This is a genomic window from Pseudomonas sp. TH07 (assembly GCF_016651285.1).
GTDB lineage: Bacteria > Pseudomonadota > Gammaproteobacteria > Pseudomonadales > Pseudomonadaceae > Aquipseudomonas.
In genome coordinates, this window is sequence record NZ_JAEKED010000001.1 from 4,757,598 (window position 1) to 4,783,288 (window position 25,691).

22 protein-coding genes and 1 pseudogene are annotated in these 25,691 nt (G+C 65.8%); 10 read left to right on the forward strand and 13 right to left on the reverse strand.

Annotated elements, in window-relative coordinates; translation table 11 throughout:
- Position 1: 1 nt before the first annotated feature.
- The 7 genes from JFU57_RS21875 to JFU57_RS21905 all read right to left on the reverse strand — a co-directional run bounded on the left by JFU57_RS21875 (position 2) and on the right by JFU57_RS21905 (position 7,446).
- Complete coding sequence (locus JFU57_RS21875) at positions 2 to 1,645, reverse strand: BatD family protein (RefSeq protein WP_201130751.1); 1,644 nt, start codon at positions 1,643 to 1,645, stop codon at positions 2 to 4.
- A complete protein-coding gene (locus JFU57_RS21880; RefSeq protein WP_201132168.1) occupies positions 1,642 to 3,399 on the reverse strand; it encodes a tetratricopeptide repeat protein in 1,758 nt (585 codons plus the stop codon). The genes JFU57_RS21875 and JFU57_RS21880 overlap by 4 nt, the downstream gene beginning before the upstream one ends.
- A complete protein-coding gene (locus JFU57_RS21885) occupies positions 3,399 to 4,475 on the reverse strand; it encodes a vWA domain-containing protein (RefSeq protein ID WP_201130752.1) in 1,077 nt (358 codons plus the stop codon). Before JFU57_RS21885 ends, JFU57_RS21880 begins: the two co-directional genes overlap by 1 nt.
- Positions 4,468 to 4,962: a DUF4381 domain-containing protein gene (locus JFU57_RS21890; protein ID WP_201130753.1), complete on the reverse strand. Its 495-nt coding sequence runs from the start codon at positions 4,960 to 4,962 to the stop codon at positions 4,468 to 4,470. Before JFU57_RS21890 ends, JFU57_RS21885 begins: the two co-directional genes overlap by 8 nt.
- Positions 4,959 to 5,906: a DUF58 domain-containing protein gene (locus JFU57_RS21895; RefSeq protein ID WP_020296063.1), complete on the reverse strand. Its 948-nt coding sequence runs from the start codon at positions 5,904 to 5,906 to the stop codon at positions 4,959 to 4,961. The genes JFU57_RS21890 and JFU57_RS21895 overlap by 4 nt, the downstream gene beginning before the upstream one ends.
- Positions 5,907 to 5,911: 5 nt before the next feature.
- On the reverse strand, positions 5,912 to 6,871 hold the full coding sequence (locus JFU57_RS21900; protein ID WP_003218556.1) for an AAA family ATPase: 960 nt from the start codon (positions 6,869 to 6,871) through the stop codon (positions 5,912 to 5,914).
- Positions 6,872 to 7,092: 221 nt separating this feature from the next.
- Entirely contained in the window at positions 7,093 to 7,446 is a 354-nt protein-coding gene (locus tag JFU57_RS21905) for a hypothetical protein (protein ID WP_078473757.1), read from the reverse strand.
- Between the two features lie 512 nt (positions 7,447 to 7,958).
- On the opposite strand from JFU57_RS21905, the gene JFU57_RS21910 reads away from it, so the two are divergent.
- Positions 7,959 to 12,818, forward strand: a complete 4,860-nt coding sequence (locus tag JFU57_RS21910) for an NAD-glutamate dehydrogenase (RefSeq protein WP_201130754.1) — start codon at positions 7,959 to 7,961, stop codon at positions 12,816 to 12,818.
- A gap of 101 nt (positions 12,819 to 12,919) precedes the next feature.
- On the opposite strand, the gene JFU57_RS21915 is transcribed toward JFU57_RS21910, so the two are convergent.
- The 3 genes from JFU57_RS21915 to JFU57_RS21925 all read right to left on the reverse strand — a co-directional run bounded on the left by JFU57_RS21915 (position 12,920) and on the right by JFU57_RS21925 (position 15,280).
- Positions 12,920 to 13,330 carry a cupin domain-containing protein gene (locus tag JFU57_RS21915; protein ID WP_201130755.1) on the reverse strand — a complete coding sequence of 137 codons (411 nt, stop codon included), beginning with the start codon at positions 13,328 to 13,330 and terminating at the stop codon, positions 12,920 to 12,922.
- 98 nt (positions 13,331 to 13,428) lie between these two features.
- Positions 13,429 to 14,862, reverse strand: coding sequence for a MocR-like pyridoxine biosynthesis transcription factor PdxR (pdxR, locus tag JFU57_RS21920; RefSeq protein ID WP_078473760.1), 1,434 nt, complete (start codon positions 14,860 to 14,862; stop codon positions 13,429 to 13,431).
- Between the two features lie 106 nt (positions 14,863 to 14,968).
- Positions 14,969 to 15,280, reverse strand: coding sequence for a hypothetical protein (locus tag JFU57_RS21925; protein WP_201130756.1), 312 nt, complete (start codon positions 15,278 to 15,280; stop codon positions 14,969 to 14,971).
- 244 nt (positions 15,281 to 15,524) lie between these two features.
- On the opposite strand from JFU57_RS21925, the gene JFU57_RS21930 reads away from it, so the two are divergent.
- The 3 genes from JFU57_RS21930 to JFU57_RS21940 are packed head-to-tail and all read left to right on the forward strand — an operon-like array spanning position 15,525 to position 17,700.
- Positions 15,525 to 16,169, forward strand: a complete 645-nt coding sequence (locus tag JFU57_RS21930) for a secretin and TonB N-terminal domain-containing protein (RefSeq protein ID WP_201132169.1) — start codon at positions 15,525 to 15,527, stop codon at positions 16,167 to 16,169.
- Positions 16,166 to 16,711: a sigma-70 family RNA polymerase sigma factor gene (locus tag JFU57_RS21935; RefSeq protein WP_020296056.1), complete on the forward strand. Its 546-nt coding sequence runs from the start codon at positions 16,166 to 16,168 to the stop codon at positions 16,709 to 16,711. Before JFU57_RS21930 ends, JFU57_RS21935 begins: the two co-directional genes overlap by 4 nt.
- Before the next feature lie 38 nt (positions 16,712 to 16,749).
- A complete protein-coding gene (locus JFU57_RS21940) occupies positions 16,750 to 17,700 on the forward strand; it encodes a FecR family protein (protein WP_078473762.1) in 951 nt (316 codons plus the stop codon).
- Positions 17,701 to 17,823: 123 nt separating this feature from the next.
- On the opposite strand, the pseudogene JFU57_RS21945 reads toward JFU57_RS21940, so the two are convergent.
- Both JFU57_RS21945 and gspH read right to left on the reverse strand, forming a co-directional pair.
- Positions 17,824 to 18,446, reverse strand: a pseudogene (locus JFU57_RS21945) (type II secretion system protein GspJ).
- Complete coding sequence (gene gspH / locus JFU57_RS21950; RefSeq protein ID WP_201130757.1) at positions 18,443 to 18,904, reverse strand: type II secretion system minor pseudopilin GspH; 462 nt, start codon at positions 18,902 to 18,904, stop codon at positions 18,443 to 18,445. Before gspH ends, JFU57_RS21945 begins: the two are co-directional and overlap by 4 nt.
- Positions 18,905 to 19,020: 116 nt before the next feature.
- On the opposite strand from gspH, the gene JFU57_RS21955 reads away from it, so the two are divergent.
- Entirely contained in the window at positions 19,021 to 19,452 is a 432-nt protein-coding gene (locus tag JFU57_RS21955) for a type II secretion system protein N (RefSeq protein ID WP_201130758.1), read from the forward strand.
- Positions 19,453 to 19,458: 6 nt separating this feature from the next.
- Here JFU57_RS21955 and gspI read toward each other — a convergent pair whose 3' ends face one another.
- Positions 19,459 to 19,848 (reverse strand): type II secretion system minor pseudopilin GspI, encoded by a 390-nt coding sequence (gene gspI / locus JFU57_RS21960; protein ID WP_078473766.1) that lies wholly within the window; start codon positions 19,846 to 19,848, stop codon positions 19,459 to 19,461.
- 148 nt (positions 19,849 to 19,996) lie between these two features.
- Here gspI and gspG point away from each other — a divergent pair, with 148 nt between their 5' ends.
- Genes gspG through gspD form a run of 5 tightly spaced genes read left to right on the forward strand, consistent with a single transcriptional unit; the run spans position 19,997 to position 25,520 of the window.
- Positions 19,997 to 20,446: a type II secretion system major pseudopilin GspG gene (gene gspG / locus JFU57_RS21965; RefSeq protein WP_078473767.1), complete on the forward strand. Its 450-nt coding sequence runs from the start codon at positions 19,997 to 19,999 to the stop codon at positions 20,444 to 20,446.
- 8 nt (positions 20,447 to 20,454) lie between these two features.
- Entirely contained in the window at positions 20,455 to 21,435 is a 981-nt protein-coding gene (gene gspK / locus JFU57_RS21970; RefSeq protein ID WP_201130759.1) for a type II secretion system minor pseudopilin GspK, read from the forward strand.
- On the forward strand, positions 21,432 to 22,598 hold the full coding sequence (gene gspL, locus JFU57_RS21975) for a type II secretion system protein GspL (RefSeq protein WP_201130760.1): 1,167 nt from the start codon (positions 21,432 to 21,434) through the stop codon (positions 22,596 to 22,598). Before gspK ends, gspL begins: the two co-directional genes overlap by 4 nt.
- On the forward strand, positions 22,591 to 23,157 hold the full coding sequence (gene gspM, locus JFU57_RS21980; protein ID WP_201130761.1) for a type II secretion system protein GspM: 567 nt from the start codon (positions 22,591 to 22,593) through the stop codon (positions 23,155 to 23,157). Before gspL ends, gspM begins: the two co-directional genes overlap by 8 nt.
- Positions 23,154 to 25,520 (forward strand): type II secretion system secretin GspD, encoded by a 2,367-nt coding sequence (gene gspD, locus JFU57_RS21985; RefSeq protein ID WP_201130762.1) that lies wholly within the window; start codon positions 23,154 to 23,156, stop codon positions 25,518 to 25,520. Before gspM ends, gspD begins: the two co-directional genes overlap by 4 nt.
- The last annotated feature ends 171 nt before the right edge of the window (positions 25,521 to 25,691 follow it).

A 25,691-nucleotide genomic window follows, 5' to 3' on the forward strand; every position in this document is an offset into this window, starting at 1 on the left:
CCTACTTAGGGTAAAGGGGCGGCAGGCTGCTGGTGTCGGCCACCGGGGCCTGGACCCGCTCATTGATGGGGATGGTGCGAATCGCGCGCCACAGTTCCTCGCCTTGCCAGTATTGGCCGGTTTCGCTGTAGAGCGCGCCGTTGAGGCCGTCGAGGGCGTCGGACAGCGGCACGAAGCGTGCGGCCATGTCGGCCAGGGTTTCCGGTTGCTGGCGAGCCCAGGCATCCAGGGCCTGGCGGGTGGCCTGGGGGTCGTTGGCCAGGCTCGCGCGTTTCAGGTCGTCGAGCAGCGTGCGCGGGCTGGGCCCGGTTTGCGCCGCCCGCAGGATCGCCGGTTGCCAGCGGGCGCGCCACCACAGGCCGAAGCCGATCAGGGTGGTGCAGGCCAGCAGCAGCGTGCTCAGTTGCCAGGCCCAGAGGCCGGAGTTGTCGACGTTGCTGCTCGGTGTCGGGTTGCCGGCCGGGGTGTCGACCACCAGGCTCGGGTTGTTCGCCACGTGCAGGGTACGGGCGGGCAGGGTGCTGCGTTCCAGGTGGTCTTCGAAGGTGTTCCACCACACCACTTCCACCGCCGGCAGTTCAATGCTGCCGCTGCGGTTGGGCACCAGGGCCTGGCTGTCTTCGCGAATGCCGATCAGCCCGCGCTCGCTGTTTTGGTTGCTCAACTGCGGCTGGTCCGGGTAGCTGCGCAGGCCGCTGACTTCACTGCTGGGCAGGGGCGGCAGTTGCGAGCTGGACAGGCCTTCGGCGCGCAGGGTCAGGCTGCGGGTCACCGAGTCGCCGACCTGCAGATTGTCCGGCTCCGGGTTCCAGCTTTCGCTCAGGCTCAGGCTGCGGGCCGGCAACCAGGGAGCGTCGGCCGGGTAGGCGGCGGGCTTGGCCTTGACCGATAGCGGCATTTCGGCGGAGCTGACGTGGATCAGCTTGCCCGGCTTGGGCCCCAAGGGCGCCGGCTCCTGGCTTGGCTTGACGTCGACCATGGTCGCGCTGAAGGTCTGCGCCGGGATCAGTAGCGCGCCGCTGTGTTGCGGGTAGATGGCGTAGCGCATCTCGATCACGCCGTGGCGCACGCCATTGATGACCTTCTCGAAGGTGCGCTGCTCGCCCAGCTGTTCGACTCGGGCGTCGCCGATCTGCAACGGGGTCAGGCTGCTGTCGTCGTACAGCGCCACCGAATGGTAGATGTGCAGGGTCAACAGGGCCTGGGCCTGCACGTAGACGCTGTCCTGGTCGAGGCTGACGTCGATGAACACCGGCTCCATGCGGCTGTCGGGCAGTTGCGCAGCACTCTCGATCACCTGCAGGGTGATCGGCTGGCTCTGCACCTCGCCCAGTTGCAGGGCCGGGATCAGCACGGTGCCGGTCTGGCGTGGCAGCAGGGTGATGATCCAGCGTGTGGTGGCGCGGCTTTCATCGCTCAGGGTGGTCAACTGGTTGACCTGGCGCGTGCCACGCACCTCGAACGACGGCTCCAGCGGCGCCAGGTCGGGTTTGCCGAACAGGGTGACGTCGTTGGACTCCAGGGTCAGCTCCACGGTTTCTCCGGAGTTCACCCGGCTGCGGTCGACACTGGCGACCAGCCCGGCGCCCTGGGCCAGGGAGGCCCAGAGAAAGAAGGTGAGCAAGAGGGCGGTGAAGCGGGTCATCGAGTTTTTCCCTGATCCTGATGTTGTTGCTGTTCGTACCAGAATTTGCGCCGCAGCAATTCGCCGGGGTCGTCCGGAATCTTGCGCAGCCATTGCTCCAATGCCTGCCTGCGCTCGCCGTCCAGGGTCTCTGCACCGGCGCGCAGGGGTGGTGTGGTGGTGCGCTCGTCACCCAGTTCGGAACCCGGCACATCGGACTGCCCGGACTGGGCCTGGGTGTCCGCAGGTTGCTCTTCGTCTCCCTGGCCATTGCCCGCAGGCGGGTTCTGCCCCTGGTTTTCGTGCTCGCCGGGTGCCTGGGAGCCCTGGTTGGCAGCGCCCGATTGCGCCGAGGTGCCGGCTTCTTCGCCGTCGCCAGGCTGCTCCTTGTCCGGGACCTCGGGCGTGGTCACCTGTTGTTCTTGCAGCAGGCTTTCGACCAGGGCCTTGTTCTGCAGCGCCGGTTGCAGGTCGGGCTGCAACTCCAGGGCCTGTTCGTAGGCGTCCACTGCGGCCTCCAGCTCACCGCTGCGGGCCAGGGCGTTGCCACGATTGTAGTGGGCGCGGGCGTCGCTGCCTTCGGCAAAGCGCTGAGCGGCAGCGGCGTAGTCGCCGGCCTCATACAGGGCCACGCCTTGCCATTGCAGGTCCTGGAAGTGCCGCGCCGCGTCGGCGGGGCGTTGCTGTTGCAACAGGCGCTGGCCTTGCTGGTCGGGCCGCAGCCACAGGTCGTTGAACTCGAAGGCGTAGCTGGGCTGCGGCAGCATGAACAGCAGCGGCAGGCAGAACAGCCAGCCACGGCGCCCGGCGCAGGCCGCCAGCAACAACAGCGGCAACAGCAGCCAGTAACCCTGGTCGGCCCAGGTGTCGAGTTGCAGGGTCTGGCCGTCGTCGCGCAGGTTGCGCGGGCCACCCAGCAGGCCCAGGCCGCGCAAGTCATTGTCATCCAGGCGCACCTGGCGATAACGCCCGCCGAGGTCGCCGAGGAAGCTTTTCAGACTCGGGCTGTCGAGGCGCGAAACCAGGATCGCGCCCTGGTCATCCTTGAGCAGGCTGCCGTTTTCCTGGGTTACCGGTGCACCGTCACGGCTGCCGATCCCCAGCATCAATAGTTGCGGTGCACGGCCACCCAGGGCCTGGCGGATGCCTTGGCGTTCCTGTTCGCTGAGGGACGAGGCGATCAACAGGATCCGGCCCTGACCCAGGGCGCCCTGGTCCAGCAGTTGCAGGGCCTTGTGCACCGCGAGGTCGGCGCGCTGGCCGGCCTCGGGCATGATCGACGGCTTGAGCGCTTCGAGCAGGTTGCGGCTGGTGGCCAGGTCGTCCGACAGCGGCACCAGGGTGTGGGCACTGCCGGCGTAGACCACGATGGCGGTCTGCGCGTCACTGCGCAGTTGCAGCAGGTCCAGCAGCTTGCGCCGCGCCTGTTCGAGGCGGTTGGGCGGCACGTCGCTGGCAAGCATTTGCGGCGTCAGCTCCAGCAGCACCACCAGCGGGTCGGCGGGCTTCTGGCTGATTTGCTCCACACGCTGCCAGCTGGGGCCGAGCAGTGCCAGGACCGCGATCAGCCACGCCAGGCCGAGCACCACCCAGGGCATTTTGCTCTCACGGCCGTTGCCGCCGCTGAGCAGGGCCGCATGGAAGGCCGGTGGCAGGATCATCTGCCAGCGTCCGGCGCGTTTTTGCCGATGCCAGAGGCGCCACAGCAGCCAGCCGAGCGGCAGCAACAGCAGCAGCCAGGTGGGGCGGAACCAGTGCGGCCAGAGCGCGGCGATCATCGACGCCTCCGCAGGCGCAGGCGTTTGAGACGCTCGCGCCAGTCATGGGCCGGTTGCAGGAAGTGCGCCTTGGTGAAAAACCGTTGCAGCGGGTTCTCCGGCCAGCGCTCGCGCACCACCAGCAGCATGCTGAAAATCAGCGCCAGGGCCAGCGGCCAGCTATAGAGTGCCTGGGCCGGGCGCGCCTGGGTCGGCTGCTGGGCCACGGGCTCCAGTTGGTCGAGGGTTTCCTTGATGGCTTGCAGCTCCTGGCCGTCGCGGGCGCGGAAGTAGCGGCCGCCGGTGACTGTGGCGATTTCCTTGAGGGCCGGCTCGTCCAGGTCGAGGCTCGGGTTCAGCCCCAGCAGGCCCTGGGTGCCGCTTTGCTCGGGGTCGGCGCCGATGCCGATCGGGTAGATTTTCACCCCTTCTTCAGCGGCCAGGCGCGCAGCGGTCAGGGGGTCGATTTCGCCGCCGTTGTTGGCGCCGTCGGTCACCAGGATCAGCACCCGGCTTTGCGCCGGGCGTTGGCGCAGGCGTTTCAGGGCCAGGCCGATGGCGTCGCCGATGGCGGTGTTTTTACCGGCGATGCCGATCTTCGCTTCATCCAGCCAGATGCGCACCGTGCGGCGGTCGAAGGTCAGTGGCGCCTGCAGGTAAGCCTTGCTGCCGAACAGGATCAGGCCCACGCGGTCGCCTTCGCGGCCTTCGAGAAAGTCCCCCAGAAGGTGCTGCACCAGGCTCAGGCGGCTGACGTCTTCGTCCAGCCACTGCATATCGGGGAAGTCCATGGAGCCGGACACGTCCACCGCCACCAGCAGGTCGCGACCGCTGGCCGCCACCGGCAGGGGGTCGCCCAGCCATTGGGGACGGGCCGCAGCCAGTAGCAGCAACAGCCACAGCAGGATGAACGGTGCCTGCTGGCGCCAGGCCGGCAGGTTGGCCCGGGCCCGGCGCCGGGTAAGGCCTTCGAGTTCGGTGAGGAAGCTGATCTTCAGCGCCGGCTCGCCGCTGTCGGCCACCGGCAGCAGCACCCGCAGCAGCCACGGCAGTGGCAACAGGGCAAAGACCCAGGGCCAGGCGAACTCAAACATGTTTGCGGATCCAGGTGTCGACCGCCTGGGTCAGGCCGGCGATGGCTTTGTCGTCGAGCTTGCACTCGGGCTTGTAGGCGCCTTCCACCAGCACCATCCAGCGCGTCAGCCCCGCAGCCGGGCAGCGGTTGTCGAGAAACGCCAGCCATTTGCGGCCGTTCAGGGTATGGCTCTGGCTGTAGGGGTAGTGGTTGCGGCACAGGCGCTTGAGCAGCGCATTGAGCTGTTGCAGCCAGGCCCCGGCCGGTGCGCCGTCGTAGGGCTTGGGCAGCAGTGCCAGTTCGGCCAGGGCCGCCAGGCGCACCGGGTCCAGGGGCAGTTCGGCGCGCACGATGGGGCGCTTGCGCTGCCACCAGCGTTTAAGCCGCCACAGGCCGAACCCCAGCAACGGCAGCAGCACCAGCAGCAGCCACCAGCCCGGGGCGGGCGGCCAGAAGCCGATGGCGGGCGGGGCCATCAAGGGCTGCAGTTGTTCGAGGCTGCTCATCGGGATTTACCCGGGCGTTGCGGGTTCAGGTATTCGCGCAGCTGTTCGACCATCTCGCTCTGGGTGCTCAGGGGCATCAGCAGCACCCGCAGCTTTTGCGCCAGCAGCTCCCAACGGGCGATGCGCGCCTCACTCATGGCGCGGTAGGCCTGGCGCAGGTCGTAATTCAGGGTGTCGAGCTCCAGCTGCGCACCACGCTCGGCAAAGCGCAGCAGGCCGGCGGCGGGCAGGGCGTGGTCGAGGGGGTCGGACAGCGGCATCAGCAGCAGGTCGCAATGGCGTGAAAGCAGGCTCAGCTGTTGTTCGGCGGCGTCGGACAGGGCGCGCTCGTCGCAGATCACGATCACCAGGCTGCCCGGGCGCAGGACTTCGCGGCCACGGCGCAGGGCGGTGCCCAGGGCGTCGCGCTCGGGTTCGGTCTCGGTGTGCAGCGACTGGTTGACCCGCACCAGGCGGTTGAGCAGCTGCAACAGGCTCTGTTTGCTGCGGCGCGGCTTGATTTCGTAGTGTTCGTCATCGCCGAACACCAGGCCGCCGACCCGGTCGTTGTGACCCAGGGCGGCCCAGCCGATCAGGCTCGCGGCCTGGGCGGCGAGCACCGATTTGAACATCAGCCCGGAACCGAAGAACAACCGGCGACTTTGCTCGACCATGATGAAAATCGGCCGTTCGCGTTCTTCATGGAACAGCTTGGTGTGCGGTTCCTGGGTGCGCGCCGTCACGCGCCAGTCGATGGTGCGCACGTCGTCGCCGGCCTGGTAGACCCGCACCTGATCGAAGTCGACCCCGCGTCCACGGAGTTTCGAGTGGTGCAGGCCGATCAGCGGGCTGCGTTGGCTCGGGGTCGAGAACAGCTGCACTTCGCGCACCCGATGGCGCATCTCGATCAGCTCGGCGAGGCTGATGCGGATGCCGGGTTCGGCGGTCTTGGGGCTCGGGCTCATGGGGGTCAAGCGACGGCAACGACGTCGAGAATACGCTGGACCACCCGGTCCTGGTCGATGCCTGCGGCTTCGGCTTCAAAGGACAGGATGATGCGGTGGCGCAATACGTCGAACAGCACGGCCTGGATATCTTCCGGGCTGACGAAGTCGCGCCCGGCCAGCCAGGCATGGGCCCGGGCGCAGCGGTCGAGAGCAATCGAGCCCCGGGGGCTGGCGCCGTAGGCGATCCACTCGGCCATCTCAGGGTCGAACTTGGCCGGGGTGCGAGTGGCCATGACCAGTTGCACCAGGTATTCCTCCACGGCGTCGGCCATGTACAGGCCGAGGATTTCCTTGCGCGCGGCGAAAATCGCCTGCTGGCTGACCCGGCGTTCGGGCTTGGTTTCGCCGTTCAGGGCTTCGCCACGGGCCTGTTGCAGGATGCGGCGTTCGACGGCAGCGTCGGGAAAGCCGATTTTCACGTGCATCAGGAAGCGGTCGAGCTGGGCTTCGGGCAGGGGGTAGGTGCCTTCCTGCTCGATGGGGTTCTGGGTCGCCATCACCAGAAACAGGGGCGACAGCTCATAGGTGCTGCGCCCGACACTGACCTGGCGCTCGGCCATGGCCTCCAGCAGGGCCGACTGGACCTTGGCCGGGGCGCGGTTGATTTCGTCGGCCAGCACCAGGTTGTGGAAGATCGGGCCTTGCTGGAACACGAAGCTGCCGGTTTCCGGGCGATAGATCTCGGTGCCGGTGATGTCGGCCGGCAACAGGTCAGGGGTGAACTGGATACGATGGAACTGCGCTTCAATGCCTTCGGCCAACTCTTTGATGGCCTTGGTCTTGGCCAGGCCTGGCGCGCCTTCGACCAACATGTGACCGTCGGCGAGGAGGGCGATGAGCAGGCGCTCGATGAGTTTTTCCTGGCCGAGAATCTGCGTTGAAAGAAAGGTTCGCAGCGCAAGCAGCGCTTCACGATGTTCCATCGATGACTGTTCCTGGAGAGGGAGAGCCCGGGTGTTCGAGTAACGCCGGGGCTGGGGGCGATACTTTAATCCATAGCAGGGGGTGCCGACTAACGGGGAAATCCGGAATTGCCGATTTAGTCGAAAAAATCAGCCCGTAGCGCTGTAGCCGCTGCCGCAGGCTGCGCTGGCCGGGGAGGGCGATACAGGTTTGTCCGACACCCTCCCGGCGGCCACAGGGCTTACAGCTGGCTTATATAGGTGCCGGTGCCCTTGAGGATGTTTTGCAGGGTCAGTTCGACTTCGGCGAGGTCGCTGGCGGCGGTGGCGTGGTGGATTTCCAGGTGGTCGTCGCCGTTGAGGGCGTCGGCGTCGGCCGCGGCGATTTCGATCAGCAGGCGGGTCGGGCTCAGGGTGACTTTCACCCCGTCCAGGGTCGAAGGCTCACCGTCGAGGGTGATTTCCAGCTCGTCCTCATCCGGGTAGCGGCTCATCAGAAACATGTCGCCCTGGCTGCTGTGGCAGCAGAGCATGGCCATGTTGTCTTCTTCGTCATCGCAGGGGTTGGCAATCAAATGGGCGGTGGTCAGTTGCATGGGGCTGTTCCTGAAGAGTGGCTGCACGGACCCACAGCGGGGCAGGCAAAGCGCAATTCTGCCAGCCCTGGGGAATTTCTGCTGGTTTGCGTGTCTGAGAACAGGTCGTGACCGCAGTCGCCCTGGTGGGTCATTTCTGGTACGCCAGTACCCCGAAAACCAGGTTCAGGCCACGGTTCGGTCCGCTGGCTGCTAGTGTTGTGCGGGGTGCGGCGCGTCGGGTGCGTGCCAATGACCGAATATGTCGCAGCATCGCAAGCAGCGGCCTTGCCGCACTCGTTAAGCTGCGCAACGGATGGACACCTGTAAAGGCATTGTGCGCGTGATGCGTCAGTCGTTTTTGCAGATGCCCATCGCAGCGAAGGTGAATGTGACCCGAGTGTCCCGTCCAGCTTCACCACCTTGTCATCCTGCAACCTCTGCCCGAGATCAGGAGCAGGGTGACGCTTGACCCCGCAAGGGGATTGCACGCGACGCTTCCATCAATAACAAGCCCAAGCGGAGTACCACAGATGGCGTTCTTCACCGCAGCCAGCAAAGCCGACTTCCAGCACCAACTGCAAGCGGCACTGGCGCAGCACATCAGTGAACAGGCACTGCCACAAGTGGCGCTGTTCGCTGAACAATTCTTCGGCATCATTTCCCTGGACGAACTCACCCAGCGTCGGTTGTCCGACCTGGCGGGCTGCACCTTGTCAGCCTGGCGCCTGCTTGAGCGCTTCGATCACGCGCAACCGCAAGTGCGCGTCTACAACCCCGACTACGAACGCCACGGCTGGCAGTCGACCCACACCGCGGTCGAGGTCCTGCACCATGACCTGCCGTTCCTGGTCGACTCGGTGCGTACCGAGCTCAACCGTCGCGGCTACAGCATCCATACCCTGCAAACCACCGTGCTCAGCGTGCGTCGCGGCAGCAAGGGCGAGTTGCTGGAAATCCTGCCCAAGGGCACCCACGGCGAAGGCATCCAGCAAGAATCGCTGATGTACCTGGAAATCGACCGTTGCTCCAACGCCGCCGAGCTCAATGTACTGAGCAAGGAACTGGAGCAGGTGCTGGGTGAAGTGCGCGTCGCAGTGGCCGACTTTGAACCGATGAAGGTCAAGGTCCAGGAACTGATCGACGGCATCGATAACAGCCAGTTCGCCATCGCGGCGGACGAAAAAACCGAAATCAAGAGCTTCCTGGAATGGCTGGTGGGCAACCACTTCACCTTCCTCGGCTATGAAGAATTTGTGGTTCGCGAAGAGCAGGACGGCGGTCATATCGAATATGACCCCAACTCGTTCCTCGGCCTGACCAAGCTGCTGCGCGCCGGCCTCACCGCCGACGACCTGCGCATCGAAGACTACGCCGTCAACTACCTGCGCGAACCGACTCCGCTGTCGTTCGCCAAGGCCGCGCACCCAAGCCGCGTGCACCGTCCGGCCTACCCGGACTACGTATCGATCCGCCAGATCGATGCCGACGGCAAAGTGGTCAAGGAATGCCGTTTCATGGGCCTGTACACCTCGTCGGTGTACGGCGAAAGCGTGCGGGTCATCCCGTACATCCGGCGCAAGGTGGAAATCGTCGAGCAGCGCTCGGGCTTCCAGGCCAAGGCCCACTTGGGCAAGGAACTGGCCCAGGTCCTCGAAGTACTGCCCCGTGACGACCTGTTCCAGACCCCGGTCGACGAACTGTTCAGCACCGTGATGTCCATCGTGCAGATCCAGGAACGCAACAAGATCCGCGTGTTCCTGCGCAAAGACCCCTACGGTCGTTTCTGCTACTGCCTGGCCTATGTGCCGCGCGACATCTACTCCACCGAAGTGCGGCAGAAGATCCAGCAAGTGCTGATGGATCGCCTGCAAGCCTCGGATTGCGAGTTCTGGACCTTCTTCTCCGAGTCGGTACTGGCCCGCGTCCAACTGATTCTGCGGGTCGACCCGAAGAACCGCATCGACATCGACCCGCTGCTGCTGGAAAAAGAAGTGGTCCAGGCCTGCCGCAGCTGGCAGGACGACTACGCCAGCCTGGTGGTCGAAAGCTTCGGCGAGGCCCACGGCACCAACGTGCTGGCGGACTTCCCGAAAGGCTTCCCGGCCGGCTACCGCGAGCGCTTCGCTGCGCACTCGGCCGTGGTCGACATGCAGCACCTGCTGAGCCTGACCGAAGCCAACCCGCTGGTGATGAGTTTCTACCAGCCCCTGGGCCAGGTCTCGGGCCAGCGCGAGCTGCACTGCAAGCTGTACCACGCCGACACCCCGTTGGCGCTGTCCGACGTGCTGCCGATCCTGGAAAATCTCGGCCTGCGCGTGCTGGGCGAGTTCCCGTATCGCCTGCGTCACAACAACGGCCGTGAGTTCTGGATCCACGACTTCGCCTTTACCGCTGCCGAAGGCCTGGACCTGGATATCCAGCAGCTCAACGACACGCTGCAGGACGCCTTTGTCCACATCGTGCGTGGCGATGCCGAGAACGATGCCTTCAACCGCCTGGTGCTGACGGCCGGCCTGCCATGGCGCGACGTCGCACTGCTGCGTGCCTACGCCCGTTACCTGAAGCAGATCCGCCTGGGCTTCGACCTGGGTTACATCGCCAGCACCCTGAACAACCACACCGACATCGCCCGCGAGTTGACCCGGTTGTTCAAGACCCGTTTCTACCTGGCGCGCAAGCTCACCAGCGACGACCTGGAAGACAAGCAGCAGCGCCTGGAACAAGCGATCCTCACCGCCCTGGACGACGTTCAGGTGCTCAACGAAGACCGCATCCTGCGTCGCTACCTGGACCTGATCAAGGCCACCCTGCGCACCAACTTCTACCAGACCGACGCCAACGGCCAGAACAAGTCGTACTTCAGCTTCAAGTTCAACCCGCACGCGATTCCAGAGCTGCCGAAACCGGTGCCGAAGTTCGAGATCTTCGTCTACTCGCCACGGGTTGAAGGCGTGCACCTGCGCTTCGGCAATGTGGCGCGTGGCGGCCTGCGCTGGTCCGACCGTGAAGAAGACTTCCGTACCGAAGTCCTGGGCCTGGTAAAAGCCCAGCAAGTGAAGAACTCGGTGATCGTGCCGGTCGGCGCCAAGGGTGGCTTCCTGCCGCGTCGCCTGCCACTGGGCGGCAGCCGGGACGAGATCGCGGCCGAGGGCATCGCCTGCTACCGCATCTTCATCTCCGGCCTGCTGGACATCACCGACAACCTGAAAGACGGCGCCCTGGTGCCACCGGCCAACGTGGTGCGTCACGACAACGATGACCCGTACCTGGTGGTCGCGGCCGACAAAGGCACCGCAACCTTCTCCGACATCGCCAACGGCATCGCCATCGACTACGGCTTCTGGCTGGGTGATGCGTTCGCTTCCGGTGGCTCGGCCGGTTACGACCACAAGAAAATGGGCATCACCGCCAAGGGCGCGTGGGTCGGCGTGCAGCGCCACTTCCGCGAGCGTGGCATCAACGTCCAGGAGGACAGCATCACCGTGGTCGGTGTCGGCGACATGGCCGGCGACGTGTTCGGCAACGGCTTGCTGATGTCCGACAAGCTGCAACTGGTGGCCGCATTCAACCACCTGCACATCTTTATCGACCCGAACCCAACGCCGGCCAACAGCTTCGTCGAGCGTCAGCGCTTGTTCGACCTGCCGCGTTCGGCCTGGACCGATTACGACACCAGCATCATGTCCGAAGGCGGCGGTATCTTCTCGCGCAGCGCGAAGAGCATTGCCATCTCGCCACAGATGAAAGAACGCTTCGACATCCAGGCCGACAAGCTGACCCCGACCGAACTGCTCAATGCCTTGCTCAAGGCACCGGTGGACCTGTTGTGGAACGGCGGTATCGGCACCTACGTCAAGGCCAGCACCGAAAGCCACGCCGATGTCGGCGACAAGGCCAACGATGCACTGCGGGTCAACGGTAACGAGCTGCGCTGCAAGGTGGTGGGCGAGGGCGGCAACCTCGGCATGACCCAGCTGGGTCGTGTGGAGTTCGGCCTCAATGGCGGCGGTTCCAACACCGACTTCATCGACAACGCCGGTGGCGTGGACTGTTCCGACCACGAAGTGAACATCAAGATCCTGCTCAACGAAGTGGTGCAGGCCGGCGACATGACCGACAAGCAGCGCAACCAGCTGCTGGCGAGCATGACCGACGAAGTCGGCAGCCTGGTGTTGGGCAACAACTACAAGCAGACCCAGGCCCTGTCCCTGGCCGCGCGTCGTGCCTACGAGCGTGCTGCCGAGTACAAGCGCCTGATGAGCGACCTGGAAGGCCGGGGCAAGCTGGACCGCGCCATCGAGTACCTGCCGACCGAGGAGCAGCTCACCGAGCGCGCCGCGGCGGGCAAGGGCCTGACCCGTCCAGAGCTGTCGGTGCTGATCTCCTACAGCAAGATCGACCTCAAGGAAGCACTGCTCAAGTCCCTGGTACCGGATGACGACTACCTGACCCGTGACATGGAGACCGCGTTCCCGCCAAGCCTGGTTGCCAAGTTCTCCGAGGCCATGCGTCGTCACCGCCTGAAGCGCGAAATCGTCAGCACCCAGATCGCCAACGACCTGGTCAACCACATGGGCATCACCTTCGTGCAGCGCTTGAAGGAGTCCACCGGCATGAGCCCGGCGAACGTGGCCGGTGCTTATGTGATCGTGCGTGACATCTTCCACCTCCCGCACTGGTTCCGTCAGATCGAAGCCCTGGACCACCAGGTTTCGGCTGAAGTGCAGTTGGCGTTGATGGATGAGCTGATGCGCCTGGGCCGTCGTGCCACGCGCTGGTTCCTGCGCAGCCGTCGCAACGAGCAGGATGCAGCGCGCGACGTCGCCCACTTCGGTCCGCACCTGGCGGCGTTGGGCCTCAAGCTCGACGAACTGCTGGAAGGCCCGACCCGCGAAGGCTGGCAGAACCGTTATCAGGCGTATGTCGAAGCCGGTGTGCCGGAGTTGCTGGCGCGCATGGTTGCAGGCACCACTCACCTGTACACCCTGCTGCCGATCATCGAAGCCGCTGACGTCACTGGTCAGAGCGCCGCCGATGTGGCCAAGGCCTACTTCGCTGTGGGCAGCGCCCTGGACCTGCCGTGGTACCTGCAGCAGATCAGCGATCTGCCAGTGGGCAACAACTGGCAGGCCCAGGCCCGCGAAGCCTTCCGCGACGACGTGGACTGGCAGCAACGGGCGATCACCATCAAGGTTCTGCAAATGGCCGATGCGCCGGACGACATGGAAGCCCGCGTGGCCCTGTGGCTGGAGCAGAACGCGAGCATGGCCGATCGCTGGCGCGCCATGATGGTGGAAATCCGTGCCGCAGTCGGCACTGACTACGCCATGTACGCGGTGGCCAACCGTGAACTGCTGGACCTGGCACTGAGCGGTCAATCGAGCCTGTAACGGCCTGATCGAGCGTTAACCCAAAAAGCCCCGTATCGCGAGATACGGGGCTTTTTCATTGCACCCGATAATGGCAACGCCCAACCCCACCATCCCCGCCGCTACTTCTCCAACGGCGTCAACACCGCGTCCTGCTCATCCATCAACATGAACACTAAGAGCTTCGCCGGCTCGGTCTGGCTGGCATTGCTCGACACCGGATGCCGCGAACCGGCAGGCTCGAACCAGGACTGCCCGGCCTTGTAGGTTATCGCCGGCTGGTCATTGACCCGCGAAGTGATCGCGCCCTGCAGCACATAAGCCATGGCCGCGCCGGCATGCCGATGGGGCACCGTGGCCTGGCCCGGGGCGTAGTCCACGGTCAGCATCAGGGCTTTCTTTCCAGGCATATTGCTCAAGGCCTGTTCCTGGAGAATCGCCAGCTTTTCCTGGCCGTACACCGGTTCATGGGCGGCGGCGCCCAGGGAGGTCAGCAGCGCCAGGGCGGCGAGGGCAGCGGTCAATGGGTTCATGGTCTGGTTCTCGTGCTCAATGAAAAGACCGACCCAGACTAATCCCGCTCAGCGCCCCGACCTATGGCCAATCCCGGCAAAGAACGGCAGACCACTGCTCAGGCGATCTGCCGCAGGATGTCGCGCACCTGGTCCAAGGCCGGATCGATGTCCAGGGTTTCAATGGCGCCAAACCCGATGAACAACCCGCTTCTGACCGGCGTGTCGTTGAAGAAACCGTCCAGGGAGTACAGCCCGATCCCGGCCTGTTTCGCCCGCTCCAGCAGCAACGGCAGGTTCACCGGCACCTTGCACAAGGCCGCCATGTGGAAGCCGGCGGTGGAGGGAATGGCTTGCAGCCAGGGCGAAAGGTCGCCGTCGAGGCGCTGCAGGATACGCTCGCGGCGCCCGGCATAGACCGTGTGGCAGCGGCGGATATGCTTGAGCAGGCAGCCATCGCTGATGAACTTGGCCAGGGCCCACTGCGCCAGGGTCGAGGTGTGGCAGTCGGTCAGGTGCTTGGCTCGCACCACCGCGCCGATGATCGCCGGCGGCAGCACCCCATAACCCAGGCGCAGCTGCGGCAGCATGGTCTTGGAAAAGGTCCCGACGTAGGCCACCACCCCATGGCTGTCCAGGCTTTGCAGCGAGTCGGTGGGCCGTCCTTCGTAGCGAAACTCGCAGTCGTAATCGTCCTCGATGACAATTGCCCCCAGTTGCTGCGCCCGCTGCAACAGGGCCTCGCGCCGTGCCTGGCTCATGGGCATGCCCAGGGGGAACTGGTGCGACGGGGTGACGTAAATCAGCCGCACGCCATCGGGGATCAACGCCACCTGCAACCCTTGCTCATCCACCGGGACCCCGATCACCGTCGCGCCCTGGGCACTGAATAGCATGCGCGCCGGGCTGTAGCCGGGGTCTTCCATGGCCACCAGGCTGCCGGGTTCGAGCACCACCCGGGCGATCAGGTCCAGGGCCTGTTGCGCACCGTTGCAAATCACAATGTCGTGCTCGGTACAGACCACGCCCCGGGAAAACGCCACGTGCCCGGCGATGGCGCTGCGCAGGGCCGGCAAGCCCTCCGGCTGGCTGTAGAACCCGCCGTGTTCGGCCATGCGCCGCAGGGCTTCCTGGGTGCAGCGCCGCCATTCCTCCTGGGGAAACTGATTGCGCCGGGTCGCGCCGCCGATGAATTCATAGCGCGCGGTGCTTTCCAGGGAGGGGTGGCGCAGGGGCCAGGGCAGGTTCTGCCATTTCTCCAGGTTGGCGGCGCAGGCCAGGTCCTGGGCCGCCTGTTTGCGTTCGACCTTGACCGCCCGGGCATTGACGAAGGTGCCACGGCCGATCTTGCCGATCAGTAGGTTGTCGTAGGTCAGCAGGGCATAGGTGTCGGACACGGTCTTGCGTGAAATGCCCAGTTGTTGCGCCAACAGACGGCTGGGGGGCAACTGGGCCCCGGCGGCCAGGCGCCCGGATTCGATGGCGCTGCGCAGTTGCTGGTAGAGCTGGTCGGCCAGGTCCTTGCGGCCGTTGATGACGACATGCAGTTCCATCGATACATCCTGAGCAAGGCAATGGACGCAAGGTTACTCCCATGCCCGCAGCGGGTGTAGCGCCGCGGCCGGCCTGGCGCTCGCGGCGATGGCATTGTGCTGTGTCTTATGGCCGTTGCGGCTTCACCGAGGTGCCGAATGTATTGCCCATGCGCACGCTGGTGGCGGCTGGGGTCGATAGGCCGATCTGGTTCGGCGGGCGTTTCTCTACCGGCACGGTCTGCGCCTGCTGGTTGTGCTGCGCGGCCTTGGCGGCGTCCGGGGTGCCGCCCATCTGCTGGCTCAGGCAGCCGTAGTCCGGCGCCTTGTAACCGCCGACGCTGACGTCGACGCAGCCGGTGGCGGGCTCTTCGGCCAGGGCGGCGAAGGGCAGGGCGGCGCACAGCAACAGGCTGGCGAGGGTCGGAAACAGCTTCATCTGGGCCTCCTGGCGGGCCCGAAGGAGTGGGCCGGTATGGGACCTGAGTGTAGTGCAGGGGCCCTGGGCCAAAGGTGATGTTTTTTTTGCTATCACCGTAACATCAGATTCATAAACTGGCCTCAGGATGACGGTTTTCAGGGACGCGTCAGCCGTGCAGCGATGCAGAGCAGAGGTCGAGCGGCGGTCTTGGGTGCACGCACGTTTCGCGGGCTGTTGCCTGGCGGTGCTGCTGGGCCTGGCCATGCCCGGCCTGCTGCGGGCCGAGCCATTGGGGCCGCCGCAGATCGACTCGCCGCAGTTGCTGGCGCTGGACCTGCCGGCGCAAAACCTGGCGGACGCCCTGGAAGCTTTCAGTCGTTCGACCGGGATGGCGGTGCTGGTGGACCGCGAGTTGACCCGGGGCCGGCGCTCGATTGGGGTGCACGGCCGTTACAGCGCGCGCGAAGCCTTGGGCCTGTTGCTCACCGGCAGCGGCCTGGTGGCGCGTTATGCCCGCAGCGATGCGTTCACCCTGCAGGTGCCCGAGGCCAGTCAGCCACTGTCACCCAAGGGGCCACGTGCGGCACGGATCAACAGCAGCTACGCCACGGCGTTGCAGCAGGCGATCGAGCGCAGCCTGTGCCGCTCGCCATTGACCCGCCCGGGCAGTTTCCGGGCGCTGGTGCAGGTCTGGATCGGCCCTGACGGCAGCATTGAGCACAGCCGCCTGGTCAGTTCCACGGGTGATGTCCAGCGCGATGAAGCGCTGGTCCGCAGCCTGGGCAGTACCCGGGTCGAACGCCTGGCGCCGAGTTCGTTGCGCCAGCCGCTGACCTTACTTTTGATGCCGGACACCACAGGAACACGCATGGAATGCACAGCACGGGAAGGAGCTTCCGGGGTATGAAAAATACCGGGCACAGTCCGATGGTCAGGTTGTTCTTGACCTCCTACGAGGATTTCAAGGTGCGTCTGCGCCGACGCCTGGGCTCGGAGGACCTGGCCAACGATGTCCTCCACGAAACCTACCTGCGGGTCGACCGCATGGAGGTCCCGCCGAACCTGCTGCAACCCAATGCCTACCTGTACCGCATGGCCCTGAACATTGCCGCCGACCGGCGCCAGTCCGATGCCCGGCTGTTGACCGGCAGCGAAGTCGAAGAGCTGTTGCAGGTGGCCGATGAAGCCCAGGACCCGTCGCGGGTGGTAGGCGGCCAGAAAGAGATCCAGACCCTGCTCAAGGCCCTTTATGAACTGCCGGCGCGGCGGCGCAAGATTTTTATCGCGGCGCGCCTGGAAGAAGCGCCGCACCTGGAAATCTCCCAGCGCTTCGGCATTTCCACGCGCATGGTGGAGAAGGAACTCAAGGCCGCCCTGGGGCACTGCGCCTTGCGCCTGGAAAGAAAAGTCATCCAGCGGTTCGGTCCCGGGGCCGGAAAACCGTCTTAGTCAACGAGTCCCTGATTAATCCGTGAGTATTTGCGCGCTTGAATATTTTTAGCATTTCCACTGCTCGGGATACGCCAGACAGCCGACTGCACAGCGAGGCCCGCGACTGGCTGCTGCTCCTGACCTCGGGCCAGGCCACCGTGGCCGACGCCAGGGCCTTGCGCCAATGGTGCGCGCAGAGCCCGGAGCATGCCCGGGCCTTCGAGCAGGCCAAGGCCCTGTGGCAGCAGTTGGCGCCCGCCGCCGAGCACTGGCAGCAGGCGACGCAGCCCCGGCGTTTCGGGCGGCGGGCGTTCCTGGGTGGGGCGATTGCTGCCTCGGCGGCCTTGTTTATGGTGCGGCTCACGGTGCCCGGCGGTTTTGCCGGGTTGACGGCCGACTACCGCACCGAGGTCGGTGAGCAACGGCGAGTTGAACTGGCCGAGGGCGTCAGCCTCGAACTCAACACTCAGACCCGCATCAACCGCCGGGCATTGGCTGAGGGCGAGCAGGGCATCGAGTTGCTGCAGGGCGAAGTCGAGGTCCTGGCCCAGGCTGCGCGGCCGCTCAAGGTCCAGGCTGGCGCCGGCTGGCTGAGCGCGACAAGGGCGCGCTTCAACGTGCGCAACACCGACAGCCGGGTCTGCGTCACCTGTATCGAAGGTTCGGTGGCGGTGGCGGTGGGTGGACGCAGCATGGCGTTGGAGGCGGGCCGCCAACTGATCTACGACGCCCAGGGCATCGGCCAACCGCAGGTGGTGGACACCCAGGCGGTGGTTGCCTGGCGCGAGCAGGTCCTGGTGTTCGACAACGCCAGCCTCAACACCGTGATCGATGAGATCAACCGCTATCGCCCGGGGATGCTGGTGCTGCTCAACGCCGAGTTGGGCAAGCGCAAGGTCCAGGCACGCTTCAGCCTCAACCAGCTGGCCGGCGTGGCCCTGCTGATCCGCGACGCCTACGGCGCCAAATGCACTGAACTGCCGGGCGGCGTGGTCCTGCTCAGTTAGGCCCTGTAGCCGCTGCCGAAGGCTCGGGCCGCGCTGTCCCTCCAACCCATGCATTCCTTCCGGATGTATCCCGGCGCCCATACGGGCCAGCGTCCGCCCGAGCCTGGTGGCAGCGGCTACAGGTTATTGCAGGGGGCCGAGCACTTGGCGGTAGCGTTCCACGCCTTGGGGTGTCTGGCGCACCAGGCTGATTTCCAGGCCGGGTGGGTTGTCCTGGCGATTGCCGCTGAGTTGTCGCCAGCCTTTGTCGGGGTCCCAGACCCGCAGTTGCAGGTCGCTGACCTGGCTCAGCACCGCCACCGCCTGTTTCGGCGCGGGCAGGGGTAGCGGTCGCCGGCGGGGGCGGCGGCGCGGTACAGGGTGTCGCCCTTGAGCCACCAACGCACCCGTTGCAGGCCGGCACCCGGGACCGCCGCGCTGCGGATCAGGTCCAGGCGAAAGCCCTTGCTGTCCGAGCTGCGCACACTCAGGGCCGGTGGCGCGGCGGGTCGTGGCGGGTCTTCCCGAGGTTCGGCCGAGGCCTGTTCGGGTTCCGCCAGTTCGATCCCGGCCCGCAAGCTGATGTCGCGCTGCAACTGGTTCAAGGCGCGCAACAAGGCTTCAGTCTGCTCGGTGCTGGCCTGCAGATGACGGTCGGCGCGGGTCACGCTGTCCAGCCCGCGCCAGGCAATCAGGCTGACCAGTGCCATGAGCATGATCGCCACCATCACTTCGATCAGGGTAAACCCCTGCTGCGGCCGCTTCATGGCTGGTTCACCAGCCGCAACCGGCCATCCGCGTCGCGTTGCAGGTCGAGGCTGTGCTGCCCGTCGGACAGCACCAGGCGTAACGGCGGGTTGATCCACTCGGCGTCCAGCACCAGGGTTTGCCGGGGCTCGATGCGCACCTGCATCGGCGTGCTGTCCCAGGACCGTGCATGCAATTGCGGGTCGCCCGCGAAGTGCTCCAGCCCCTGGCCGTCGGCGCTGCGCCGGCTGAAGCCATAGCCTTTGGCGTCCGCGCGCCAGGTGATCGGGCGCCCATCGACCCGTGCCTCGGCCTGGGCCATTTGCAGCAATTGGCTCAAGCGCTCGGCATCCTTGCGCAGCTGTTGCAGCGGGTCGGGCTTGATGCTCAGGCCGACGGCCGCACTGGCGATGCCGATGATCACCAGCACCACCATCAGCTCGATCAGGGTGAAGCCCTGTTGCTTGAGGTTGTTCATGTTCGCGCTCCCTTGCGTCGATCCGATGCTGCACGGCGAAGATGATGGGCGTGTGAAATAAAAACGTGAGAATTGGCCTGTAGGCTGTCGGCACGGACAATCAGGAGGTCCCATCCATGGCATTCGCCCATCGTATTTCAGCTGCGCACGCGGTCCAGGGCCTGGCCTTGCTGGCCGCCCTGGCCGGGGTTGCGACCTGGTCATCATTGCTGCTCACCTCCGCCGAGTCCCACACCCCGCCCGTGGCGCCCCAGGTGCTGGCGGAGCGCAACGACAACCCGGCGCTGCAGTGGTTTTCCAATCGCCCGGCGCCGGTGCAGATCAAGGTCTCCGGGGTACTCAGCGGGGCCCATGGCGCGGTGGCGATCCTCAGCCTCAACGACGGCCCGCCACGCAGTTTCATGCAGGGCGAGCGCCTGAGCCAGGGCGTGCGCCTGGCGGCGATCGAAGGCGATGCGGTGCTGATCGAGCGTCGTGGCGAAACCACGCGCCTGAGCCTGCCCAAGCCAGCGGAGCCGCCGGCCTTGCCGATTCTCACCCGGCCCTAGAGCGGCCTAGGGCAACTTCTTCAGCAGCGCGCGGCCCACCAGGGTTTCCAGGCGCGCCAGGGGCGGTCCGTCTTGGCGCCGGTCCAGCACCTGCACGCTGACCTTGAACAGCCGCGCCTGCGGCCCTTGGCTGATGACCTGTTCGCAACGCAATTGCAGGCGGCCCTGGTCGCACTCGAACACCTGGCTGCCCAGGCTCGGGCGGCCCTCCAGGCGCACTTCGGCGAGGCGGCTCTGGGCGGCCAGCATGGCGATGGATTTGTCCCGCAACAGGCCGTTGCTCTGGGTCATGACCCCGGCCACGCGCACGGCCGCCGACATGGCCACGGCGATGATCGCCAGCGCCACCAGCACTTCGATCAGGGTAAAGCCTTGCTCATTACGCGGGTGTGGCATGGCGTGCTCGGGCCGGGAAACAGGCCCGCAGACTAGCCTTCGGGCTTGACCGATTGGCGACCGAAACACCCGAGGATTTTCAATACCACTGACATATCTTCTTGCAACACTGCGCGACGAATCCGCAATCAAGCCAAGGAATGTCGAGATGGATATCGCGCACTTCACGTCCCCGCCCCGAGGCCCTCGCGGCCAGCGTGGCTTCACCCTGATCGAGATCATGGTAGTGGTGGTCATTCTCGGGATCCTGGCGGCCATGGTGGTGCCCAAGGTCCTTGACCGGCCGGACCAGGCGCGGGCCACGGCGGCGAAGCAGGACATTGGCGGGTTGATGCAGGCGCTGAAACTCTACCGCCTCGACCACGGCAGCTACCCGAACATGACCCAGGGCCTGAAGGTGCTGGCAGAGCGCCCGGCCGATGCCAAAAACAGCAACTGGCGCTCTTACCTGGAGCGCCTGCCCAACGACCCCTGGGGCCGGCCTTATCACTACCTCAACCCGGGCGCCAACGGTGAGGTCGACGTGTTTTCCCTGGGGGCCGACGGGCAACCCGATGGCGACGGTGTGAATGCCGATATCGGCTCCTGGCAGCTGTAAGGGCGACCATGAAAACCCATTCGCCGAAGCCGGCGAAGCAGCGCGGCATGGCGATTATCAGTGCCTTGCTGATTGCTGCCGTGGTCGCGGTCATCGCCGGAGGCATGCTCACCCGGCAGACCCTGTTCACCCGCACCCTGGAGGCCGAGCAACTGCGGATCCAGGGCAACTGGCAGTTGCAGGGCAGCCTGGAACTGAGCCGCCAACTGCTGTGGGAGGCGCGCCAGCACGAGGTCCTGACCCGCCTCGATCAGGCATGGGCCCAGCCTCTGGGCGGGATCCAGGCGAGCAACCTTGGCGGCGTGTTTGAGGGTCGGCTGGAGGATGAGCAGGGCAAGTTCAACCTGCGCAACCTGGTGCTCAATCAGCAGCCGGACGCCGCCCAATTGCAGAACTTCCAGCGCCTGTGCGCGCTGCTCGGCATCGACGCCAACCTTGGCCGACGCATCAGCCAGCGAGTGATCGCCTCCTATGACCTGCTGCCTGAGCGGCTGGCGCCAGTGCCGGTGAAGAACGGCTTCGACAGCGGCCGTGAAACCTCACCGGGCAGTGCCGCGCGCCTGCTGCCGGCCAGACAGCCGATGCTGCGCAGCCTGGATGACCTGCGGGGCCTGAAAGGGCTGGATGAACGCCGGCTGAAGCAGCTGGCGGCCTATATCAGCCTGTTGCCGAGCAACACCTGGGTCAACGGCAACACCGCCAGTGCCGAGGTGCTCAGCGCAGTGGTGCCGGGCCTGGGTTTGCCTCAGGCCCGGGCTCTGGTGGCCGAGCGTGACGGCGGTCGTTGGTTTATCAACCGCGGGGACTTTTTCAACCGCCTGCGTTTAAAGGGGCTGGCCCTGGACCAGGTCCAGGTGGGGATCACCAGCGAGTGGTTTCAGCTCAATGGGCAGGTTCGCCGCGAGCAGCGCCGGCTGCATCTTCAGGCGCTGTTGCATCGGCCCGAAGACCGCCTGCCACAGGTGATCTGGTCGCGGGTGGGGGCATGAGCCGGTTGCGGGTCGCCTTGCCGGCCCTGGAACACCTGAGCGCCGAAAGCCTGGTGCAGTTTGCCTGGCTGGACCGCGCCGGACAGGTCAGCCGTGAGGGCCAGGGCAGCCTGGCGCAACTGGGGCTGGCGCACAAGGCGCTGGCGCTGGAGTGCTTCCTGCACCCCCAGGACAGCCTGCTGACCAGCCTCGAATTGCCGCTGTTGCCGACGGCCAAGGTCGCGGCGGCGGTGAATTGCGCGGCCCAGGCGCTGATCCTCGGGCCGTTGCAGGAGATGCATGTGGCCCACGGCCCCCGCGAGAGCAATGGCCTGGTGCAGATTGCCTGGCTGCCCAAGGTGCGCCTGGCCCACCTGGGTCGGGTCCTGGCCCAGGTGCAGCTGAAGGTGCGCGGCCTGTACCCGGCGCCCTATGCCCTGGCGCTGCCGCCCCCTGGACGGCTGACGGTGGCCCTGGCGGCGGAGCATTTGTTGTTGCGCCATAGCCTGCAACAGGGCGCGGTGCATCCCTTGGGCCAGCAGGCACTGCAGGACCTGCTGGCCTCGGGCGCCGAGTTGCAGTGGGTCGGCGAGGGCGCTCCGGCAACGGCGCAGGCGCTGGGCACGGCACAACGCTGGAGCGGCGCGGCACCAACCTGGGGCCTGCACGGTGGGCTCGACGCGCCCCGTGTCGGCGCGGCCGGCTGGGGCCGGGCGCTGGCGTGCGGCGCCCTGGCCGTGGCGATCTGGGCCCTGGGCCTGAACCTGTACGCGGCACGACAGGCCGAAGAGGGTCAGCGGCTCAAGGCGCAGATGAGCCAGCGGGTGAAACAGGCCTTCCCCGAATTGCCGGTGATTCTCAACCCGTTGCAACAGGCCCGCCAGCAATTGGCCGCCCCCCAGAGCGGCACGGCGGCTGACCCCGGGCAACGCTTTGCCAGCCTGTTGCAACTGGCGGGCAAGGCCATGCCGTTTATGGTCGGCGGCGTGCAGCAACTGGAGTTCGAGCAAGGGCGCCTGCACCTGAGGCTATCGAACGATAGCCAGCAGGGCGCGCCAGGCGACTGGCAAGCGGCCTTGACCCAGGCCGGTTTTGCCGCCGTTCGCGATGAACACGGCTGGACCCTGGGCCCCCTGGCCGAGTCCGCCGAGGCCACGGCTGCCAAGGAGGCCGCGGATGAGTAAGCGCGCGTTGGCCCCGTATCGATTGCGCTGGCAGCGCCTGCGAAGCCAGGCCGAACAGCTGTGGAGCGGCCTGGCGCTGCGGGAGAAGCGCCTGCTGGCGGGCATGGGCCTGGGGCTGTCCGGCCTGCTGCTGTGGATGCTGCTGATCCAGCCGGCGCTGGCCAGGATCGATTACTGGCAAACCGAAACCCCCAAGCTGCGGGCCCAGGCCGAAGCCTTGCACGTGCTGCTGCAAGAGCTCGCCAGCGACCCGCGGCCAACCCCTGGCGCGGACCTGGAACCGGCGTTGCGCCAGGCCCTGGACAGTGCCGGGCTCAAGGACCGTTATCAATTGCAGGCCCCCGATGCTGCGGCGCCCGGCAGTTGGCGCCTGACTTTTCAAGAGGCCCCGGCGGATGCCGTGGTCGGCTGGCTGCTGGGTAGCCCCCGGCAATTTTCCCTGGAGGTGTCCGAGGCTCGCCTGCAACGCGCAGGCGCGGCCCAGGCCGAAGATTCGGCCGGCACATTGTCCGGAACCGTTCGCATGGATCAGGCGCTTGGCGCTAAGGAAGCTTCATGAAGTGGTCAGGCTCCAACACCGCGCGCTGTCGCAAGGCCGCGCCCCTGCTATTGCTCGCCCTGGGAGCGTGCAGCAACACCCAGTCGCCGACACCGCCGCCCTTGCTGGTGGACAGTGAACTGGGCCAACCCCTGGCCGATACCCGACGCAGCGGCGACGCCTTGCTCGACCGCCAGCGCCCGGCCAGCAGCCTGGAGCCGCGGCCAAGGGTGCAGCACCCGGTGACCAACAGCGCCCGTGGCCACGCTGCCAATACCCGTGGCAGCGCAGCGCGCAACCCCCTGGGTGAGCAGCCGGTGCAGCTGAACTTTGTCGAGGCCGATATCCAGGCCGTGGTGCGGGCGTTGTCCCGTTCCACCGGCCAGCAGTTCCTGGTGGACCCGCGGGTCAAAGGCACTTTGACCCTGGTCAGCGAGGGGCAGGTCCCGGCTCATCAGGCCTATGCCATGTTGCTCGCGGCGCTGCGCATGCAGGGCTTCAGCGTGGTGGATGTGGGCGGCGTGGCCCAGGTGGTGCCCGAGGCCGATGCCAAGCTGCTGGGCGGGCCGATCTACAGCGCCGACAAACCCGCGGGCAACGGCATGTTGACCCGGACTTTTCGCCTGCAATATGAGAACGCGGTGAACCTGATCCCGGTGCTGCGCCCGATCGTTTCGCCGAATAATCCGATCAACGCCTACCCGGGCAATAACAGCATCGTCGTCACCGACTACGCGGAAAACCTGCAACGGGTGGCGCAGATTATCGACGGCATCGACACCCCGAGCGCCATCGATACCGATGTGGTGGCGGTGCAAAACGGCATCGCGGTCGATATCGCGGCCATGGTGGCCGAACTCCTGGAAAATCAGGGCGGCGACCAGACGCAAAAAATCAACGTGATCGGCGACCCACGCTCCAACTCGATCATCATCCGCGCCGGCAGCCCGGAACGGACCGAACTGGCACGCAACCTGATCTACAAACTGGACAACGCCCAAAGCAACCCCAGCAACCTGCACGTGGTCTACCTGCGCAACGCCCAGGCCGGCAAATTGGCCCAGGCTCTGCGCGGCTTGCTGACCGGTGAAAGCGACAGCGGTGGCAACGACAATGCCCGTTCGATGCTGAGCGGCATGGGCGGCTCCGGACAAAGCGCCCAGGGCAGCAGCCAGAACAGCAGCGGCACACCCACCGCCAGCGGCAACCTCAATGGCAGTACAGGCAGCAGCGGCTATGCCCAGGGCGCCAGTGCCGCCAGCACCCAGGGCAGCAGCACGACCCAGAGCGACCAGAACACCGCGTTCAGCGCAGGCGGCGTCACCATCCAGGCCGACGCCACCACCAACACCCTGTTGATTTCCGCGCCGGACCCGCTGTACCGCAACCTGCGGGAAGTGATCGACATGCTCGACCAGCGCCGGGCCCAGGTGGTGATCGAAAGCCTGATCGTCGAAGTCAACGAAGACGATGCCAGCGAGTTCGGCGTGCAATGGCAGGCCGGCAATTTGGCCGGCACTGGTGGTTTCGGCGGGGTCAACCTGGGAGGCAGCGGGCTCAACGGCACACCCACCAGCAAGACCAGCATCGATGTCTTGCCCAAAGGCCTGAACATCGGCTTGGTCAACGGCACGGTGGATATTCCGGGAATAGGCAAAGTGCTCGACCTCAAGGTTTTAGCCCGAGCCCTGAAAAGCAAAGGCGGCACCAACGTGCTGTCGACCCCCAACCTGCTGACCCTGGATAACGAAGCCGCGAGCATTTTTGTCGGGCAGACCATCCCCTTTGTCACCGGCAGCTATGTGACCGGAGGCGGCGGCACCAGCAACAACCCATTCCAGACCGTACAGCGCGAAGAAGTCGGGTTGAAACTGAATGTGCGCCCGCAGATTTCCGAAGGCGGCACGGTGAAACTGGACATCTACCAGGAAGTCAGCAGCGTCGATCAGCGCGCGTCGGTGGATGCCGGCACCGTCACCAACAAACGCGCAATCGACACCAGCATCCTGCTGGATGACGGACAGATCATGGTCCTCGGCGGTCTGCTGCAAGACGGCTACAGCCAGAGCAACGACGCCGTGCCCTGGCTGTCGAATATCCCCGGGCTTGGTGCGTTGTTTCGCAATGAAAAACGCAGCGTGAACAAAACCAATCTGATGGTGTTTTTACGCCCTTACATCATCCGCGACAGCGGAGCGGGGCGCAGTATCACCCTGAACCGCTACGACTTCATGCGCCGCGCCCAAGGTGGCCTGCAGCCGGAAAGAAGCTGGGCCATGCCGGATATGCAGGCACCGCAATTGCCCTCGGTAGAGAAGGGCATCCCCGGCGCAACCCCAGCGGCCCAAGGGCCCAGGGCCGTGATCAGGGCGGTGCCGCAATGATTCGGCGCCAACACCCAGGCCGGCCGGAAGGCCGCCGCGCTCTTGATTTTGATCTGCAGCGCCCCGTCAAACCACGATGGCCGAACGCAGGCAGTGAGCCGTGGGTAACCCGGCAGGACGCCGGGTTAGCCGCGCTGGGCCAAGGATGGCCCATCGCGGCGGCCCACCCCC